This is a genomic window from Streptomyces sp. NPDC046925 (genome assembly GCF_040644915.1).
Taxonomy (GTDB): Bacteria; Actinomycetota; Actinomycetes; order Streptomycetales; family Streptomycetaceae; genus Streptomyces.
Genome location: NZ_JBEYWZ010000003.1, coordinates 1,114,928 through 1,131,711 on the forward strand (window position 1 = coordinate 1,114,928; position 16,784 = coordinate 1,131,711).

Annotated in this window: 12 protein-coding genes and 1 tRNA gene; 5 read left to right on the forward strand and 8 right to left on the reverse strand. The window is 71.2% G+C overall.

Annotated elements, in window-relative coordinates:
* Nucleotides 1–261: 261 nt before the first annotated feature.
* From ABZ906_RS18175 to ABZ906_RS18185, 3 genes are all read right to left on the reverse strand, one after another.
* Entirely contained in the window at nt 262–717 is a 456-nt protein-coding gene (locus ABZ906_RS18175) for a single-stranded DNA-binding protein (protein WP_361383104.1), read from the reverse strand.
* Between the two features lie 161 nt (nt 718–878).
* Nucleotides 879–2,786, reverse strand: a complete 1,908-nt coding sequence (locus ABZ906_RS18180; RefSeq protein WP_361383107.1) for a YfjP family GTPase — start codon at nt 2,784–2,786, stop codon at nt 879–881.
* 5 nt (nt 2,787–2,791) lie between these two features.
* The gene (locus ABZ906_RS18185; RefSeq protein WP_361186257.1) at nt 2,792–4,459 is read right to left on the reverse strand and encodes a dynamin family protein; all 1,668 of its coding nucleotides are present in this window, start codon (nt 4,457–4,459) and stop codon (nt 2,792–2,794) included.
* Between the two features lie 308 nt (nt 4,460–4,767).
* Here ABZ906_RS18185 and ABZ906_RS18190 point away from each other — a divergent pair.
* A tRNA-Arg gene (locus tag ABZ906_RS18190) sits at nt 4,768–4,840 on the forward strand.
* A gap of 39 nt (nt 4,841–4,879) precedes the next feature.
* On the opposite strand, the gene ABZ906_RS18195 is transcribed toward ABZ906_RS18190, so the two are convergent.
* A complete protein-coding gene (locus ABZ906_RS18195) occupies nt 4,880–5,440 on the reverse strand; it encodes a hypothetical protein (protein WP_361383110.1) in 561 nt (186 codons plus the stop codon).
* A 250-nt stretch (nt 5,441–5,690) separates the two neighbouring features.
* On the opposite strand from ABZ906_RS18195, the gene ABZ906_RS18200 reads away from it, so the two are divergent.
* Complete coding sequence (locus ABZ906_RS18200) at nt 5,691–6,119, forward strand: VOC family protein (protein WP_361383113.1); 429 nt, start codon at nt 5,691–5,693, stop codon at nt 6,117–6,119.
* A gap of 273 nt (nt 6,120–6,392) precedes the next feature.
* On the opposite strand, the gene ABZ906_RS18205 is transcribed toward ABZ906_RS18200, so the two are convergent.
* The 3 genes from ABZ906_RS18205 to ABZ906_RS18215 form a co-directional block, all read right to left on the reverse strand.
* Nucleotides 6,393–8,294, reverse strand: a complete 1,902-nt coding sequence (locus tag ABZ906_RS18205) for a GMC family oxidoreductase (protein ID WP_361383116.1) — start codon at nt 8,292–8,294, stop codon at nt 6,393–6,395.
* A gap of 16 nt (nt 8,295–8,310) precedes the next feature.
* A complete protein-coding gene (locus ABZ906_RS18210) occupies nt 8,311–10,233 on the reverse strand; it encodes an AMP-dependent synthetase/ligase (protein WP_361383119.1) in 1,923 nt (640 codons plus the stop codon).
* Nucleotides 10,234–10,377: 144 nt separating this feature from the next.
* Entirely contained in the window at nt 10,378–11,055 is a 678-nt protein-coding gene (locus ABZ906_RS18215; protein ID WP_361186267.1) for a TetR/AcrR family transcriptional regulator, read from the reverse strand.
* 69 nt (nt 11,056–11,124) lie between these two features.
* Here ABZ906_RS18215 and ABZ906_RS18220 point away from each other — a divergent pair, with 69 nt between their 5' ends.
* The 3 genes from ABZ906_RS18220 (at nt 11,125) to ABZ906_RS18230 (ending at nt 14,725) form a co-directional block, all read left to right on the forward strand.
* On the forward strand, nt 11,125–11,604 hold the full coding sequence (locus tag ABZ906_RS18220) for an SCP2 sterol-binding domain-containing protein (protein WP_361383122.1): 480 nt from the start codon (nt 11,125–11,127) through the stop codon (nt 11,602–11,604).
* Nucleotides 11,605–11,635: 31 nt separating this feature from the next.
* Nucleotides 11,636–12,862 carry an acyl-CoA dehydrogenase family protein gene (locus ABZ906_RS18225; protein ID WP_361186937.1) on the forward strand — a complete coding sequence of 409 codons (1,227 nt, stop codon included), beginning with the start codon at nt 11,636–11,638 and terminating at the stop codon, nt 12,860–12,862.
* Between the two features lie 63 nt (nt 12,863–12,925).
* Complete coding sequence (locus ABZ906_RS18230; protein ID WP_361383125.1) at nt 12,926–14,725, forward strand: hypothetical protein; 1,800 nt, start codon at nt 12,926–12,928, stop codon at nt 14,723–14,725.
* On the opposite strand, the gene ABZ906_RS18235 is transcribed toward ABZ906_RS18230, so the two are convergent.
* Nucleotides 14,715–16,388 (reverse strand): von Willebrand factor type A domain-containing protein, encoded by a 1,674-nt coding sequence (locus ABZ906_RS18235; protein WP_361383128.1) that lies wholly within the window; start codon nt 16,386–16,388, stop codon nt 14,715–14,717. The two genes, ABZ906_RS18230 and ABZ906_RS18235, sit on opposite strands and share 11 nt — an antisense overlap.
* Nucleotides 16,389–16,784: the final 396 nt, after the last annotated feature.

The window sequence follows — 16,784 nt, forward strand, 5'->3', positions numbered from 1 at the left end:
AGATTGAAAGGGGCAGAATCACCTGCCACCTGCGTGGCATCCACTACCAACTGCCCCGTGAGCTACGTCCGGCATCCTAGGGAAGCGGCAGACAGTGGTCCCCAGTACTGCCGTTCGATAACCGATCCGACTCGGAATCGTTATCGCCAACAACCATTTCCAGCCGGGCTTATCGACAAATCAACGGCACCCATTCGCCGATAAGCCGCACATCGGTCACCCGCCCCCGGCAGCCCCGGGACCCGCTCCCCTGATGCCCCGTCACCCCACCGGCTGAGGCGCCGACTCAGGCACTGGCTCGGGCACCGGCTCGGACTTCGGCTCGCGCTCCGCCGCCGGTTCCGTCAGCGTCGCGTTCGCCTTGAGCACGCGCCGGAAGGCCGCCGTCCCGCGCGAGAGATCATGGCCGATGGTGATCGCGTCGATGTCCGCCGACGTCCAGTGCTGGCCGCCGCGCTCCTCGTCGCGCACCTTCAACCTGCCCTGCACGATGACCGGTTCACCGATGGCCAGGGAGCCCTGCACGTTCGATCCGAGCGATCGCTTCGCCCACACCGTGAAGAAGTTGGTGTGCCCGTCCGCCCAGACGTTCTGCACCGCGTCGTAGTACCTCGCCGTCACCGCGAGCCGGAACCGCGCCACCGGCCCGGAGGCCAGCTCCCGGAACACCGGTGTCGTCGCGACGTTCCCCACCACCGTCACCAAGGTCTCGTTCATGCCGAACCCCTCCCTCGTCCACTCCGCTTCCGCTGCCGCGGCGGTCGGTCCCGCGGCGTCGATCTCAGAGTGGACCGGTCGGCAGAATCCCGCTGAGCCCTGTGGTCTACCGGGCAGTTGTGGAGATCTCCCTCACCCGAAAGAGGCGCACCACCCGGCGGTCAGCCGACCGCCGCCCCCGTAACCCGCACGTACTGCTCCCGAACCTCCCGGTACCGCAGCAGCTCAGCCGCCACCGGATCCAAGACCCGCGCCCGCCCGCACCCGGCAGCCGCCTCCCGCAGCCGCCGTTCCGCGTCCGCGCCGTAACGTCGCGCCGGGCCCCGCGCCGCCATCCGGCTCCCCCACTCCACGCAGGGACCGCCCACGATGCCCGCCATCATCAGCAGCACCGGCACGCCCAGGTTCGGCACGGCGATCCCGACGATCTGCGCCACGAGCCAGAGCCCGCCCACGACTTGCAGCATCGTCATCGCCGCCTGGGCGAGGACGGCGACCGGCCACCAGCCCGGCCGCGGAGGCCGCCCCTCCGGAACCCCGGCCGTCAGCGTCAGCTGGTCCAGCGCCTCGGGCAGTCCCTCCGCTCCGCGCACCGCGGCCTCCCGCACCGCCTGTCCCCAGGGCTGGGGCAGCCCGGAAGCGGCCTCGTCGGCCACCGTGCGCACCGCGTGTTCGACGCGCTGGCGAGCCGTGGCCTCCTCGTCCGCCGACGCCTCCCCCACGGGCCAGCCGACACCCCGCGGCGAGCGCTGGGCCTCGTACCAGCGCCAGAGCCGCAGCCACGGCGTCCCGCACGCCTTGCCCGCGTGGCGCCGCCAGGCCCGCTCGGCGGCCTGCCCGGCAGCCGCCGCGCCCACCGCGTCCGCGAGCCGGTCGGCGAAGTCCTCGCGCGCCTCTTCGCTGAGCCCGATCCGGCCCCTGCCCCTGCTCGATCCGGCCCCGGCCGCGTACACGGGCCACAGCTCGTCGGCCGCCGCGTCCAGGTCGGCGGAGATGCGCCGGGCTGCGGCGCCCCGCTCCTTGGTGAACTGGCCGAGCGAATCGCGGAGTTCACCGATGCCGTCGCCGGTCAGCGCGGAGAGGGCGAGCACGATGGCGCCGGGTTCGCCGTGCTCGCCGAGCGCGATGCCGTCCTCGTCGAGCAGCCGCCGCAGATCGTCGAGTACCTGGTCGGCGGCGTCCCCCGGCAGCCGGTCCACCTGGTTGAGCACGACGAACGTGACCTCGGCGTGCCCCGCCATGGGCCGCAGATAGCGCTCGTGCAGCATCGCGTCGGCGTACTTCTCGGGGTCCACGACCCAGATGACCGCGTCGACGAGCCCGAGGATCCGGTCCACGTGCGCCCGGTGTTCCCCGACCGCCGAGTCGTGGTCGGGCAGGTCGATCAGTACGAGCCCTTCAAGGGTGCCCGTGTCCGGGCCCTGGAGCGGGCGCCTGCGCAGCCGTCCGGGGATGCCGAGCCGGTCCAGGAGACCCGCGGCGCCGTCGGTCCAGCTGCATCCGATGGGCGCCGCCGTGGTCGGTCTGCGGACGCCGGTCTCCGAGATCGTCACCCCGGCCAGGGCGTTGAACAGCGTCGACTTGCCGCTTCCGGTGGCGCCCGCGATGGCGACGACGGTGTGCCGTCCGGAGAGCCTGCGCCGGGCCGCGGCCTCGTCGAGGACCCGGCCCGCCTCGGCGAGCGTGGCACTGTCCAGGCGCGTACGGGAGAGCCCCACGAGCTCCCGAAGGGCGTCGAGCCGGGCGCGCAGGGGCCCTTCGTAGGCGGTCGAAACCCCGGATGAGTTACCGGAGGGAGCTCCGGATGGCGTACCGGAGGGGGCCACGGACGGGCTCTCCGGAGGGGCGTACGCGTCGGCGCCGCCCCCCTCTCCCGCCCGCTGGGCCGCGTCCACGCGCGTGCCGCTGCCCCGCCGCGCGATCAGCCCGTCGTCCCAGACGCCTTCGGAGCCGGCGGCAGCCTCGGGGGCACCGGGGTCTCCGGCGGCTCCGGCTGCGCCCTCTGGACGACCCTCGGGGCGGCCCTCAGGACGGCCCTCGTGTTCGGTGTGATCAGTGACGGCAGTCACCGCGGTCACCTCTCCTTCTGCAGTACGGACAGCGCGGCGATCAGGTCGGCCTGTGGTTCGGGGTTCACGTCCAGGGAGTCGAGCGGGGCGAGGCGTCGCTCGCGCTCCGCGCCCAGGACGTTCTCCAGGTACGTGGTGAGCAGGCGTCCGCCCCGGTCCCGCAGCCGCAGCGCCCCTTGGGCGCCGATCCGCTCGGCGAGCGTCTCGCCCGCCGAGCGCCCGCGGCCCCCGCCCAGCAGGGCCGTGGCGAGCAGTGCCGCCACCACTTCGGGGTCGGGCAGGAAGTTCTTCTCGACCCCTTCGAGTCCGCGGACTTCCTCCTCGGCGTACTCCTCCAGGACGCGCCGCCAGCGCCGTACGGCCATGCCGATACGGTGCTCGGCGCTGTGCGCGTCCCGGTCCCGGTCGCCGAGCCCCGGGGCAGCGGCGGCGGGCTCGCGCCGCCACGCCTCGTCGATCCGCTCGTCGGCGGCGGTCACCGCGCACAGCAGCAGCGACTCCAGGCTCTCGGCGACGGCGTCCAGAAGCTCGCCGGCGCCGCAGTCCAGCGGATAGCTGCGCCACCGCTTCAGTGCGTCGCCCGCGAGGACGGCGCCCGCCTGCAGACGCTCCCGCACGCGCGCGTGCTCGCATTCGTAGGCCTCGTCGACGGCGGAGGTGAGCCGCAGCGCGGCCGCGTACTGCATGGCGACGGCGCCCGCGAGCTCCGGGACCCGCACGTTGAGGGACTGGATGACGCCGTACGCCGTCTGTGCGATGGCCTGCGCGCGGGCCCCCGGCTCCTGGGACCGGTGGGTGAGCCAGGCGCGCAGCGGCGCGACGGCGGTGGACGGCAGCAGCCCGCCGCCGCCCGCGGACTCGGGCAGCTCGGGCACCGTGAAGCGCGGCACGTCGCCCAGGCCCGCCTTGGCGAGCAGCGCGCCGTACTGCCGCGAGACCTCGGCCACGACCTGGTGCGGGACCCGGTCGAGGACGGTGACGAGGGTGGCGTCGTACTCCTTGGCGGTACGCAGCAGATGCCAGGGCACGGCGTCCGCGTACCGGGACGCGGTGGTCACCATGACCCAGACGTCGGCGGCGGAGATCAGCTCGGCGGCGAGGATGCGGTTGTCGGAGATGAGTGAGTCGACGTCGGGGGCGTCCAGGAGCGCGAGCCCCCGGGGCAGGGTCTCCGAGGTCTCGATGCGCAGCGCGCGCTCGCCGTCGGGCCCGATCGGCAGCAGGTCGTCGCTCCGGCCGTCGTCCCCGTCGCTCCCGTCGTCCCCCTCGCTTCCCTGGCCCGAAGACTCCGGACGGGGCACCCATACGCGCGTGAGGTCGGGCAGTACGCGCATGTCGGCGAACCAGTGATGATCCTCCGGATGGCATACGAGGACGGGGGTGCGGGTCGTCGGGCGCAGCACCCCCGCCTCACTGACCCGCCGCCCCACGAGGGAGTTCACGAGGGTCGACTTGCCCGCCCCGGTGGAACCCCCGATCACGGCGAGAAGCGGCGCTTCGGGTGCCTGCAGGCGGGGCACCAAGTAGTCGTCGAGCTGGGCAAGGAGCTCGTCCCGGTTGGCACGCGCGCGTGGCGCCCCCACCAGGGGGAGCGGAAAGCGTGCGGCGGCGACACGCTCGCGCAGGGCGGAGAGTGCGTCGAGCAGTTGAGGCCGTACGTCCAAGGTCACCACATGTGAAGAATGCCCAATTTTGACGGCATTCTGAAGCATATGGGCACTACCTGCGCGCCGATCGGACACTTGGGACGGAAGGGGCGACTGGGGCGCAGGCATAACGAGTGCACAACACCCGAGGCGTGAGGCGCCAAAAGCGATGCGGGATTCGCACCTGCCTGCGATTATCAGGACCGCTTCACTGAACCTCCACATAGCGCCTCGGAGGCGAAGCACCAGGGACAAGGACCCGGGAGCCCTATCCTTGTCCCCGGCAAGGTCACGGCTCGTCCCCACCCGGGCTCCAGGCCACCGGCCACCATCCGGCCCCCGTAGCTCAGTGGATAGAGCAGGCGCCTTCTAAGCGCTTGGCCGCAGGTTCGAGTCCTGCCGGGGGCGCACATGGCCTCTCACCTGCGGAAACGCGTGAGGGGTTTGCTACTTCTTGACCGGCGGGCACATGTCCGTGTCTTCGCCGATTGAGTTGATCTCTGCGTTCGAGCGGGAGTCGCCCGCGTAGTTCACCTGGTCCGTGCACTTCACGCCGGGCTTCTTCGGTGTGCCCTTGGACGCGTCGGGCTTCTGGGGGGCGGGGCAGGTGCCCGTGTCCGCTCCGATCGAGTTGATCTCGGCGTTGGAGCGGGAGTCGCCCGCGTAGTCCAGCTGGTCGGTGCACTTCGTGTCGGACGGGGACTTCTGGGGGGCGGGGCACGTGCCCGTGTCCGCTCCGATCGAGTTGATCTCGGCGTTGGAGCGCGGGTCGCCCGCGTAGTCCAGCTGGTCCGTGCACTTCGCGTCGGACTTTGCGGGAGTGCCCGACTGCTTGCCGTCCGCGGTGGTCGTGTCGGACTTCGGGGTCTTCGTGGCCGTCGCCGACGAGCTGGTCGCGGAGCTCTCGGGGGAGGAAGCCTTGTCCGCGCCGTCGTTGTTGCATGCCGTCAGCGCCAGGCTGAGGGCCACGGCGGTCATGGTCAGTGCCGAGATCTTCCGAGTGCGCATGGTGGTGCCTGTCCTTCGCTTCTGCGTGGGGCTGTCGCTCCTGGGAGCGAGCGGGGACTGTTCGGTCCTTGTGGAGTTCTGTCATGCCAGACGGGCGAGGTGGTTGCCTCAGTTGCTCCTTGATCGTTTTCAAGACACGTTCGTGACATGACAGTGGTCGGGTCGTTAAGTGCCCCCTCCGGCCTCCGAACTCTGCCTTCGATCCGCCCATCCGGCGCGGTAGTCCGCGGCTGCCGCATACGGTGATCCGATGACATTGATCAAGCAGTTCCAAGTCACCTTCGACTGTGCGGAACCCGAGCGCCTCGCTCGCTTCTGGTGCGAGGTGCTGGGGTATGTCGTGCCTCCGCCGCCGGAAGGGTTTGCCACTTGGGACGACTTCAAGGCCTCTCAGCCCGCCGAGCAGCGGGACGCGTCGTTCTCCTGCAGTGATCCCACAGGGGTCGGCCCCCGGCTGTACTTCCAGCGCGTTCCCGAAGGTAAGGCCGTCAAGAACCGTGTGCATCTCGACGTGCGGGTCGGCACCGGGCTCGTGGGGGAAGAGCGGCTCGCCGCGCTCGAGGCGGAATGCGCGCGGCTCATCCCGCTCGGCGCCGTACATGTGCGGACTCTGTACGACGGCAACGACTCCTGCATACCGATGCTGGACATCGAGGGCAATGAGTTCTGTATCGACTGACGGGAGCGGCTGACTAGCCGTCGGCGCGCGGTCTCGTCCTGTTGGCTCTCCCTCACAGGCGCCGGCACATTCCCGCGATGCCGACGCCCATGGTCGGGCAGCACCGGCCGTGGAGGGGAGCTCATCGCGGGCGGTACGCCCTGCCCTCCACCCTGCTCCCTCATCAGGGCGTGCAGTGGCGAGGAGCAGCGCATTTCCTCTACGCCATGCCCCCTACGTCATGTCCTCTACGGCGTGTCCTCGGCGGCACGTCCTCTACCCCACGTCCGGCATCTACCCCGCGTCCGGCAGCCGCAGCTCCCCGTACGCCCCCTTCGGCACCGCGGGCCTGCGCGGGGTGACGGCCGGCACGCGCGCGTAGGGCGTGCCCTGGGGCGGGCGGGCGTCCGGTTCGTCCTTGTTGGGCCAGTGCGCCATTGCCCGCTCGGCCTGGGCCGTGATCGTGAGGGACGGGTTGACGCCCAGGTTCGCCGAGACCGCCGAGCCGTCCACCACCGAGATACCGGGGTGGCCGTAGAGGCGGTGGTAGGGGTCGATCACTCCCCCGGCCGGGGAGTCGCCTATCGGGCAACCGCCCAGGAAGTGTGCCGTAAGGGGCTTGTTGAGGAGTTCGCCCAAGTTCGTGCCCGCGAAGCCGTTGATGCGCTCGGCCACCAGGCCCGCCGCCTCCCAGCCCTCCGCGATGTGCACGGGGTTGGGCGCGCCGTGCCCCTGCTCGGCCGTCAGCAGGCGGCGGCGTCCCAGGCGGGTGGTGAGGGAGTTGTCGTGGGTCTGCATGACGAGGCCGATGATCGTGCGCTCCGACCAGCGGTGCGTCGACGCCACCCGCGCCACGAGTACGGGGTGGGTGACGAAGGCCAGTACGGCGGCCAGCGGCTTGGGGAGGTTCCGGCGGTACTGCGGGACGCAGATCAACGCCATCAGGTTGGAGCCCTTGCCGTAGCGGACGTTCTCGATGTGGGTGGTCGGGTTCGGGTGGATGGAGGACGTGATGGCCACGCCCTTCGTGAAGTCCAGGGGGCGGCCGTCGCCGTGCTTCTTGCGGTACCGGCGCGGGAAGGTCACCGCGCCCACCAGCGCCTCGGAGTTGGTGCGCGTGAGCCTGCCGAGGCGGGAGGAGAGGTGCGGGAGGACCCCCTCCTCCTTCATGCGGTGCAGGAGGGTCTGGGTGCCGTACGTTCCCGCCGCGAGGACGACGTGGCGGGCGCGCAGGACGGTGCGGCGGCCCCTGCGGCGCTTGTTGGTGGGTACGGTCACCACCTCGTGGCCGCCGTCGACCTCGCGCACCGACACCACCGTCGTCATCGCGCGGATCTCCGCGCCCGCCCGCTCGGCCAGGTACAGATAGTTCTCGGTGAGCGAGTTCTTGGCGCCCACCTTGCAGCCCGTCATGCACGAGCCGCACTCGGTGCAGGGCGTCCGTGCGGGACCGGAGCCTCCGAAGTACGGGTCGGCAACCTCCGGCCCGGGAACTTCCGCCCCGGCAACCTCCGGCCCAGCAACCTCCGGCCCAGAAACTTCCGGCCCGGGAACTCCCCGCCCCACTCCGGCCGTTGAACGAGTGGATCCGGTGGCGCCGCCGGTACCGCCACCACCACCGCCACCACCACCGCCCCCAGCAGCCTCGCCACCGCCACCCGCATCCCTGCCGTCGCCGAAGAACACCCCTACCGGCGTCAGCCGGAAGGTGTCCGCCACGCCCATCCGGTCCGCCGCCGCCCGCAGGTGCTCGTCCGCCTCGGTCGTGGTCGGGTTCTGGCGCACGCCCAGCATGCGCCGGGCCTGGTCGTAGTACGGGGCCAGTTCTGCCCGCCAGTCCGTGATGCCCGCCCACTGCTTGTCCTGGAAGAACGCCTGCGGCGGTACGTAGAGGGTGTTCGCGTAGTTCAGCGAGCCGCCGCCCACCCCCGCGCCCGCGAGGACCATGACGTTACGGAGGAGATGGATGCGCTGGATGCCGTAGAGACCCAGGGCCGGCGCCCAGATGTAGTTCCGCAGGTCCCAGGAGTGCCGGGGCAGCGAATCGCGGGTGAAGCGGCGCCCCGCCTCCAGGACCCCGACCCGGTAGCCCTTCTCGGTCAGGCGCAGGGCCGCCACCGAACCGCCGAAGCCCGACCCGACCACCAGTACGTCGTAGTCCCACGTCTCCCGGGAGGCGGCCGTCCCCTCACTCACCGCAGAGCGCCGCGATTCACTCACCGTAGAGCGCCTCGATCTCGCTCTCGTACGCCGCCGCGACCGCATGCCGTTTGATCTTCAGTGACGGCGTGAGCAGCCCGTTGTCCTCGGTGAACTCGCCCTCCACCAGCGAGAACTTACGGATGGACTCGGCCCGCGAGACCGCCTCGTTGGCGTAGTCCACGGCCTTCTGGACCTCCGCGATCATCTTCGGGTCCCCGCACAGGTCGGCGAGCGGGGTGTCCTTCGGGCGTTTGCGCACGGCCAGCCAGTGCTCGACGGCTTCCGGGTCCAGGGTGATGAGCGCGGCGACGTACGAACGGTTGTCGCCGACGACGATGCACTGTCCGACCGGCGCCCGGCTGCGCAGCCGGTCCTCCAGGACCGCCGGGGAGACGTTCTTGCCGCCGGACGTGACGAGGATGTCCTTCTTGCGCCCGGTGATCGTGAGGTACCCGTCGTCGTCGAGGGCCCCCAGGTCACCGGTCGCGAACCACTCGTCCCGCAGTACGGCGTCCGTCGCGGCCGGGTTGTTCCAGTACGAGCCGAAGACGATGCCGCCCTTGATGAGCACCTCGCCGTCGTCCGCGATGCGCACGGCGGTGCCCGGCACCGGAAGACCCACCGTGCCGGGGCGGGGCTTGAGCGGCGGCGTGATGGTGGCCGCCGCCGTGGTCTCCGTCAGGCCGTACCCCTCGTAGATGACGATTCCGGCGGCGTAGAAGAAGAGGTTGAGGCGCCGGTCGAGGGGTGAGCCGCCGCTGATCGCGTACCGCAGCCTGCCGCCGACCTCCTTGCGGATGCGGCGGTAGACGAGCAGTTCGTACAGCGCCCAGCCCGCGTAGAGCCCGATCGAGGGGCCGGGGCCGCGCTTGTCGAGGAACTTGTTCAGATACGCCTCGCCGAACCGCACCGCGATCCCCTCGGCCCGGTCGAAGGACGCGCCGCGCCCGATCTTCTCCGCGGTCGCGCGGCCGGTGTCGTGGATCTTCTCGAAGAGGTACGGGACGCCGACGACGAACGTCGGCCGGAACGAGCGCAGTTCGGGGCGCAGTTCGTCCGGTTTGATGCTCGGGCAGTGGCCGAGTTCGATGCGGGCGAGCATGCAGGCGATCTGGATGGTACGGCCCAGGATGTGGGCGAGCGGCAGGAAGAGCAGCGTGGAGGCGACCTGGCCCGTGATCTCCTTGAAGATGGGGTGCAGCAGGTCGACGGTGTTCGCGGCCTCGGCGTGCAGATTGGCGTGGGTCAGGACGCAGCCCTTGGGCTTGCCCGTCGTGCCCGACGTGTAGCAGATGGTGGCGATGGAGTCCGGTCCCAGGGCGGACCTGCGCTTGGTGACCTCCTCGTCGGACAGCTCCCGCCCCTGCGCGGCGAGTTCGGACAGCGCGCCGTCGTCTATGCACAGGACGCGCGGCGGCTCGGCGAGGCCCGCGACGGCGGCGTCGGCCGTCGTGACGTTCTCCGCCGTCTCCGCGATCAGCAGCGTCGCGCCGGAGTCCCGCACGATCCACTCGATCTGTTCCGCCGCCGACGTGGCGTAGACGGGCACGGTCTGCCCGCCCGCCGACCAGATCGCGAAGTCGAGTACGGCCCACTCGTAGCGCGTACGGGACATCAGGGCGACCCGGCCGCCCGGCTTGAGCCCGGCGGCTATCAAGCCCTTGGCCGCGGCGGTGACTTCACGTGCGAACTGCGCCGCGGTGACCGGGCGCCACTGGCCGCCCTGCTTGCGGCGCATGACGACCGCGTCGGGCGCCTCGGCGGCGTTGGCGAAGGGGATGTCGGCGGTGCTGCCCGTCGTCGCCTTCGGCGCGAGGCGGGCGGTACGCGCCTCGCGCACGGCGCCGTGCTCGTCCCGGACGAGCTCCACCGCGGCGCGTTGTGCCAGCTCGCTGTGGCGTTGCGCCCGTTTCAGATCCTTGCGTACGCCCATGACGCTTCCCGGCTCCCCACTCATGAACTACCAGCGGTGCATGCGTACTTACTGGGAGGTCAACTTACTCAAGCGTAGGGAAAGTTCAATGGGTCGTGCAGCGAAGAAATCAGCGGGCGGCCATCACTTCGGTGACAGAAGCGCTCACTCCTCTTGCGAAGGAGCCGCAGCCGGCACCCACACCTCCCCCTCCAGCACCCGCCCCATCCCGACCCACACCATGTTCATGAGGCGCAGCGTGACGCCTTCGGGCGACTGGCCGGGGTGGCCGCCCATCCAGTCGGTGAGCGAGTCCGCCGCGCCGACCAGCGCGTGCGCGACGAAGTCGGCGTCCTCGTCGTCGAGTTGCGAACCGCCGCCGCTCTCCGAGATGCCGTCCCGGACCAGGCCCGCGACCTCGGCCATCACCGCGCGCCGCGCGCCGGCGACGGCGGACGCGATCGCCTCGCTCAGCTCCGACGCCTGGCGGTGCAGGACGACCCAGCTGTCGCGATGCGCGGCGACGAAGGCGAAGAACGCCGAGAGGCCGGCGTGCAGCCGCAGATCGGGCGCGCCGCCGCCCGCCTTCGCCGCGCCCTGGAACGCGGCCACGAGGCGGTCGGCCTCGCGGCGCAGGCAGGCGAGAAAAAGGCCCTCCTTCGAGTCGAGGTAGAGATAGACCATCGGCTTCGAGATCCCGGCGAGTTCGGCGATCTCGTCCACGGACGCGGCGTGATAGCCGCGCTTGGCGAAGACCGTCACCGCCACGTCGATGATCTGCTGCTCGCGCTCCTGGCGCGGAACGCGCTTCCGCCGTCCCTCAGTTCTCCCGTTGACCGTCACCCTTGCAGCCTCCCAGACTCGGGGCTACCTTACCCTCTAGTAAGTTTACTACTCAGTAAGGAGATTGCCATGGCGGACGGTGTCAGCGGGGCCGAAGGGGTGGCCGGACTGGACTTCGCGAGCGTCACCCCCGAGGAGTTCGCGAAGATCGTGAAGGGCTTGTCCGGCAAGGAGATCACCGAGATCGCACAGGACGCGGAGCTGCGCGCCCGTGTCCTGCAGGAGGTCTTCGGGCGGATGGGCCGGCAGTTCAAGCCGGAGGCGGCGGGCACGCTCAAGGCCCTGATCCGCTGGAAGGTCACGGGAACGGACGAGGCGGTCGAGACGGTCTACGAGACGGACATCTCGGAGGGCACCTGCACCGTCCGCGAAGGCCGCTCGGACGCCGAGCCGCGCGTCACGCTCGTCATGGCCGACGCCGAGTTCCTCAAGCTGGTCTCCGGCAACGCCAACCCCGTGACGATGTTCATGATGCGCAAGCTCAAGGTCGCGGGCGACGTGGCGCTCGCCGCCGGACTCACCCGCTACTTCGACATCCCGAAGGCCTGACCTCCGCCGCCGACCTCCCCGAAAGGAGCACATCATGGCCTTCTCGCTCGAACTGACCGAGGAACAGCGGGACCTGCGCGGCTGGGTGCACGGCTTCGCCGCCGACGTGGTGCGGCCCGCCGCCGCCGAGTGGGACGAGCGCGAGGAGACGCCCTGGCCCGTCATCCAGGAGGCCGCGAAGATCGGCCTGTACGGGTTCGAGTCCCTGGCCGATCTGTTCGGGGACCCGAGCGGGCTCTCGCTGCAGATAGCCAACGAGGAGCTGTTCTGGGGCGACGCGGGCATCGGGATGGCCCTGTTCGGCACGTCGCTCGCGGTGGCCGGCATCTTCTCCGCGGGCACGCCCGACCAGCTCGCCGAATGGGTGCCGCAGTGCTTCGGCGACGAGGACGACCCGAAGGTCGCGGCGTTCTGCGTCTCCGAGCCCGACGCGGGCTCGGACGTGTCGGCGATGCGGACGCGCGCGACGTACGACGAGGCACGCGACGAGTGGAAGCTGTCGGGCCAGAAGGCGTGGATCACGAACGGCGGCATCGCCAACGTCCACGTCGTGGTCGCCTCCGTCGATCCCTCCCTGGGCTCACGGGGACAGGCGGCGTTCATCGTGCCGCCCGGCACGCCGGGCCTCGAAGGCGCCAAGAAGATCAAGAAGCTGGGGCTGCGGGCCTCGCACACCGCTGACGTGTTCCTCGACGACGTACGCGTGCCGGGGCACTGTCTGCTCGGCGGCAAGGAGCGTCTCGACGCCCGGCTCGCGCGGGCCCGCGAAGGCGCGAAGGCGGGTTCCGGAGGCCGTGGCCAGGCCGCCATGGCCACCTTCGAGGTGAGCAGGCCGACGGTGGGCGCGCAGGCGCTCGGCATCGCGCGGGCCGCCTACGAGTACGCGCTCGACTACGCGGGCTCACGCGAGGCCTTCGGCCGCCCCATCATCGAGAACCAGTCCATCGCCTTCGCCCTCGCCGATCTGCGGACCGAGATCGAAGCGGTTCGGCTGCTGATCTGGCAGGCGTCCTGGATGGCGCGCAACGACAAGGCGTTCGACGCGGGGCAGGGCTCGATGTCCAAGCTGCGGGCCGGTGAGCTGGCCGTCGCGGCGACCGAGAAGGCGGTGCAGGTGCTCGGGGGTGCGGGGTACAGCAGGGAGCATCCGGTGGAGCGGATGTACCGGGACGCGAAGATCTACACGATCTTCGAGGGGACCAGCGAGATCCAGCGGCTCGTGATCGCCAGGGCGATTTCCGGGCGGCAGATTCGCTGAGGCGGCGTCGGCGGGGTGGATCCTCCCCTCAAGGCCCCACTGACCTGCGCCGATAAATCGATCATGACGTCGACGCAACTCACACCCCGCGAGCCCGACGCCGTCCTCGGGATGCTCAACAGCCGACGCGACGCCGAGCGCACGCTCCGGCGCCGCGTCCTGTGTCTGCTGCCGGCCTGCGTCATCGTGTTCGCCGGGTTCCAGCGGCGCTGGATGTCCGACGACGGGCACATCTACGTCCGCACGGTCCGGCAGATCCTGGCCGGCAACGGCCCCGTCTTCAACGCGGGCGAGCGCGCCGAATCCTCCACCGGAACCCTCTGGCAGTGGATGCTCGTGCTCGCGGGTCTGCCGGGCATCGACATCGCGCGGGCGGCGATGTACGGCGGGCTGCTGCTGACCGCCGCCGGGTTCGCGCTCGCCTCGCTCGGGGCGATGCGGCTGTACGCGGACAAGGCCGTACTGCCCGTCGGCTGTCTCGTCCTGCTCGCCCTGCCGCCGGTCTGGGACTTCGCCACCTCCGGCCTGGAGACCGGCCTCGCCACCTGCTGGATCGCGGGGGCCTGGCTGCTCCTCGTCACGCGGGCGCGCTCGCTAGGCACCTGTGTGGTCCTGGGGCTCGGCCCCCTCGTACGTCCCGACCTCGCCCTGGTGACCGCCGTCTTCCTCGTCGCGCAGTGGCTGATGGCGCGGCCCTCGCGGCGGGCGGCATTCGGCGGCCTCGGCGCCGCACTCGCGCTGCCGGTCGCGTACGAGATCTTCCGGGTCGGGTACTACGGACAGCTGATGCCGCTGCCCGGCGTGACCAAGGAGGCCTCGCAGAGCCTGTGGGGGCGCGGCTTCGACTATCTCGCGGACTTCGGGGAGCCCTATCTGCTGTGGGTGCCCGCGCTGTTCCTGCTCGCGGCTCTGCTGCCGTCGGCGGCATCGGCTGCATCGACTGGATCGACTGCATCGGCGACCTCGGCGACCTCGGCAACATGGGCGGCGGCTGCGGCGTCGGCGGACCGCAAGGGGTCCCCACCGCTGATCCCCGCGCTCGCGCCGGTCGTCGCCGGGCTCCTCTGCTGGGGCTACGTCATCAAGGTGGGCGGCGACTTCATGCACGGCCGGATGTTCCTGCCAGGGCTGCTCCTCATGCTCCTGCCGGTCTTCCTCGTGCCGCTCACGCGCGCGTGGACCATCGCGGCGGTGGGCATCGGCATCTGGGCCGTGGCCTGCGCCGGCTGGCTGCGGATTCCGTACGAGGGGCGGATCGGGCCCGGCGGGATCGCGGACGAACGAGGGGTGTACGTCCAGCAGAACGCGGCCCCGCACCCCCTCCACCACGACTTCGCGGGGTATCCGGGCAACGTCGCCTACGCACGTCTCGTACGCGAAGCCGATCGCGAGGGCACGCCGAGCCTGTTCCTCGCGAGGACCCCGGCCGGGACCAACTCCCCCACCGTCACCGGCGTCTACATGACCCTCGGCTTCAGCGGCACGGTGGTCCCGCTCAGCGGCGCCGCCCTCGACCCGATCGGCCTCGCCTACCCCCTCGCCGCCCACTCCGAGCGCATCGAAGGCAGCCGCGTGGGCCACGACAAGCGGCTCCCCGACACGTGGATCTTCGCCGACCGCGGCCACGGGCCACTGCCCGCGGGACTCGACCCGGCGGATGTCGCCGCGGCCCGGCGGGCGCTCGACTGCGGGGCGCTCGCCGAGTTGCGGGCGGCGACGCGGGATCCGATGACGCCGGGGCGGTTCCTGCGCAATGTCGCCGGGGCGTGGGAGCGGACGTCGTTCCGCTTCCCCAATGACCCGGTGCGGGCCGAGCGGGAGTTGTGCGGCCAGAAGGCTTCGGGGGCGGCGGTCAGCCCTTGATCTCGCCCTCGTCCTCTCCCCCGCCTCCGCCGCCTGTGTGTCCACCGGTGAGGCGGTCCGCCTGCCGGACGGCTGTCGCGAGGTCCCGCAGGGCCTTGTCGCCGTCGCCGTCCGAGGACAACTGGTCCGCGTCCCTCGCCAGTTCGGCGAGCGGTGGGGCGCCGGGAAGCGACCGGTAGCCCGGGGAATCGCTGGAGGTGGAAGTGGAGGTGGAGGTGGACATCGGCTCGGGACCCGACGTGGTGCCGGCGGCCGCCCCCTGTCGCAGCGCGTCCGCGAAGTACGCGGCGACCGCCGCGGTCCGCAGGCCCCGGTCGGCGTCCCGGAGGCCGCCCTCCAGGTCGCCCGACTCGATCTCGTTGGACTCCTCGTGCGGGACACGGTTGTCGGGGTCGAGCCAGCGGACGCTCGCCGTCGCCACGTGCCCGCTGGTGGCGGGCCTCATCCGTACGGCATACAGCGCGGTCACGGTGTGTCCGGGGCCGACCTCGCCGCCGTCCACGGTGTCGTCGCGGAAGTCGTCGTCGGCGACCGCGCGGTTGTCGTAGCCGATGAGCCGGAACTGCTTGACGGTCTTCGGGTCGAAGGCGACCTGCGCCTTCGCGTCGCGGGCGCGCAGTTCGATGTTGGCGGGGAGCTGCTCGCAGAAGACCTTACGGGCCTCCTCACTGTCGGACACGTACGTGGTGTGGCCATCGCCCTTGTCGGCCAGACGCTCCATCAACGCGTCCCCGTAGTCGCTGCCGACGCCCACCCCTAAGAGGGTGATGCCGTGTTCCTTGCGGGCGTCGGAGATGCGCTCCAGGATGCCGTCGGCGCTGGTCTCGCCGGTGTTGGCGAGGGCGTCGGAGAGCAGCACGACACGGTTGGTGGCGCCGTCGCGCCGACCGCCCACCGCGGTGTCGTATCCCGTGCGGATGCCTGCTTCGAGGTTGGTGGACTGGGTCGGCTCCATCGCGTCGACGGCCGAGTGCACCTTGCCCCGGTGGTCTCCGAGCCGGGTCATGGGAAGGATCTTCTCCGCGCTGTCGCTGAAGGTGACGAGCGCGATGGAGTCGTCGTCGCGCAGCTTGTCGGTCATGATCCCGAGCGACTCCTTGACCAGGTCGAGCCGGCCGGGCTCCGCCATCGAGCCGGAGACGTCGATCACGAAGGTGAGGGCCGCGGGCGGGCGTTCGCTGTCCGCGCCGTCCCCGCGGGTCGCGAGGCCCACTCGCAGCAGGGACCAGCCGTCCTCGTCGGTGCGGGCGCCGTCCACGTTCACGGAGAAGCCGTCGCCGTCGGGGCGCGGATAGTCCTGGCGGAAGCTGTTGACGAACTCCTCGGGGCGTACGGTCGCCGGGTCCGGGAGGCGCCCTTCGGCGAGGGTGCGGCGGGCGAAGCCGTACGAGGCGGTGTCCACGTCCAGGGCGAAGGTGGAGAGGTAGTCGGGTGGCGGGGCGAAGCCGCGTTCCTTGCCGTCCTGTTGCTCGTCCGGGGTGGCCGCGTCGCCGGTGCCGGGCGAGGCGGGGCCCGGAGCGGGCAGCGGGGCGGTGCCGTTCCGTTCCCTGCTGCTGTTGTCAGCGGCCCGCTCCGTGTCGCCGCCGCCCCCGCATCCGGTGAGCAGCAACCCCCCGGCCACCGCTGCGGCAAGCAGCCCCCGCCGTACTTTCCAGGTCCCCATCCTGGCCCCCTCGCGTCGTCGGTTCACATGACTGTGACGCGCGGGACGCCGCGAACGCTCGCTCGAAAGCGTTGCGGAAGAGTCTCGATGCGGGCACGGCGGGCCGCCAAGGTAACGCCCGGCGGAGGGTGCGCAGATCGCCGGCCATGGCCGACGGGCCCTGCCCACGGGCCCCGTCGGTGCAGATGGAGGCAGCGCCGGATCGGCGGAACGCTCCTCTAGGAGGGGGACCGGCAGGAGAGATTCCCGGGACGTAGGCCGCGACGGCCTCTGGGGGGTGGGGCCGGGGGTGGGGACTGTTGTGGTCCGGTGTTGGACATGGGGCACCGGGGCCGTCCGGTTCTCCGAGATTGGCGGTTCCGGGCCGGGCGTCAAGGGCGCTCCGCTGCGCTACGC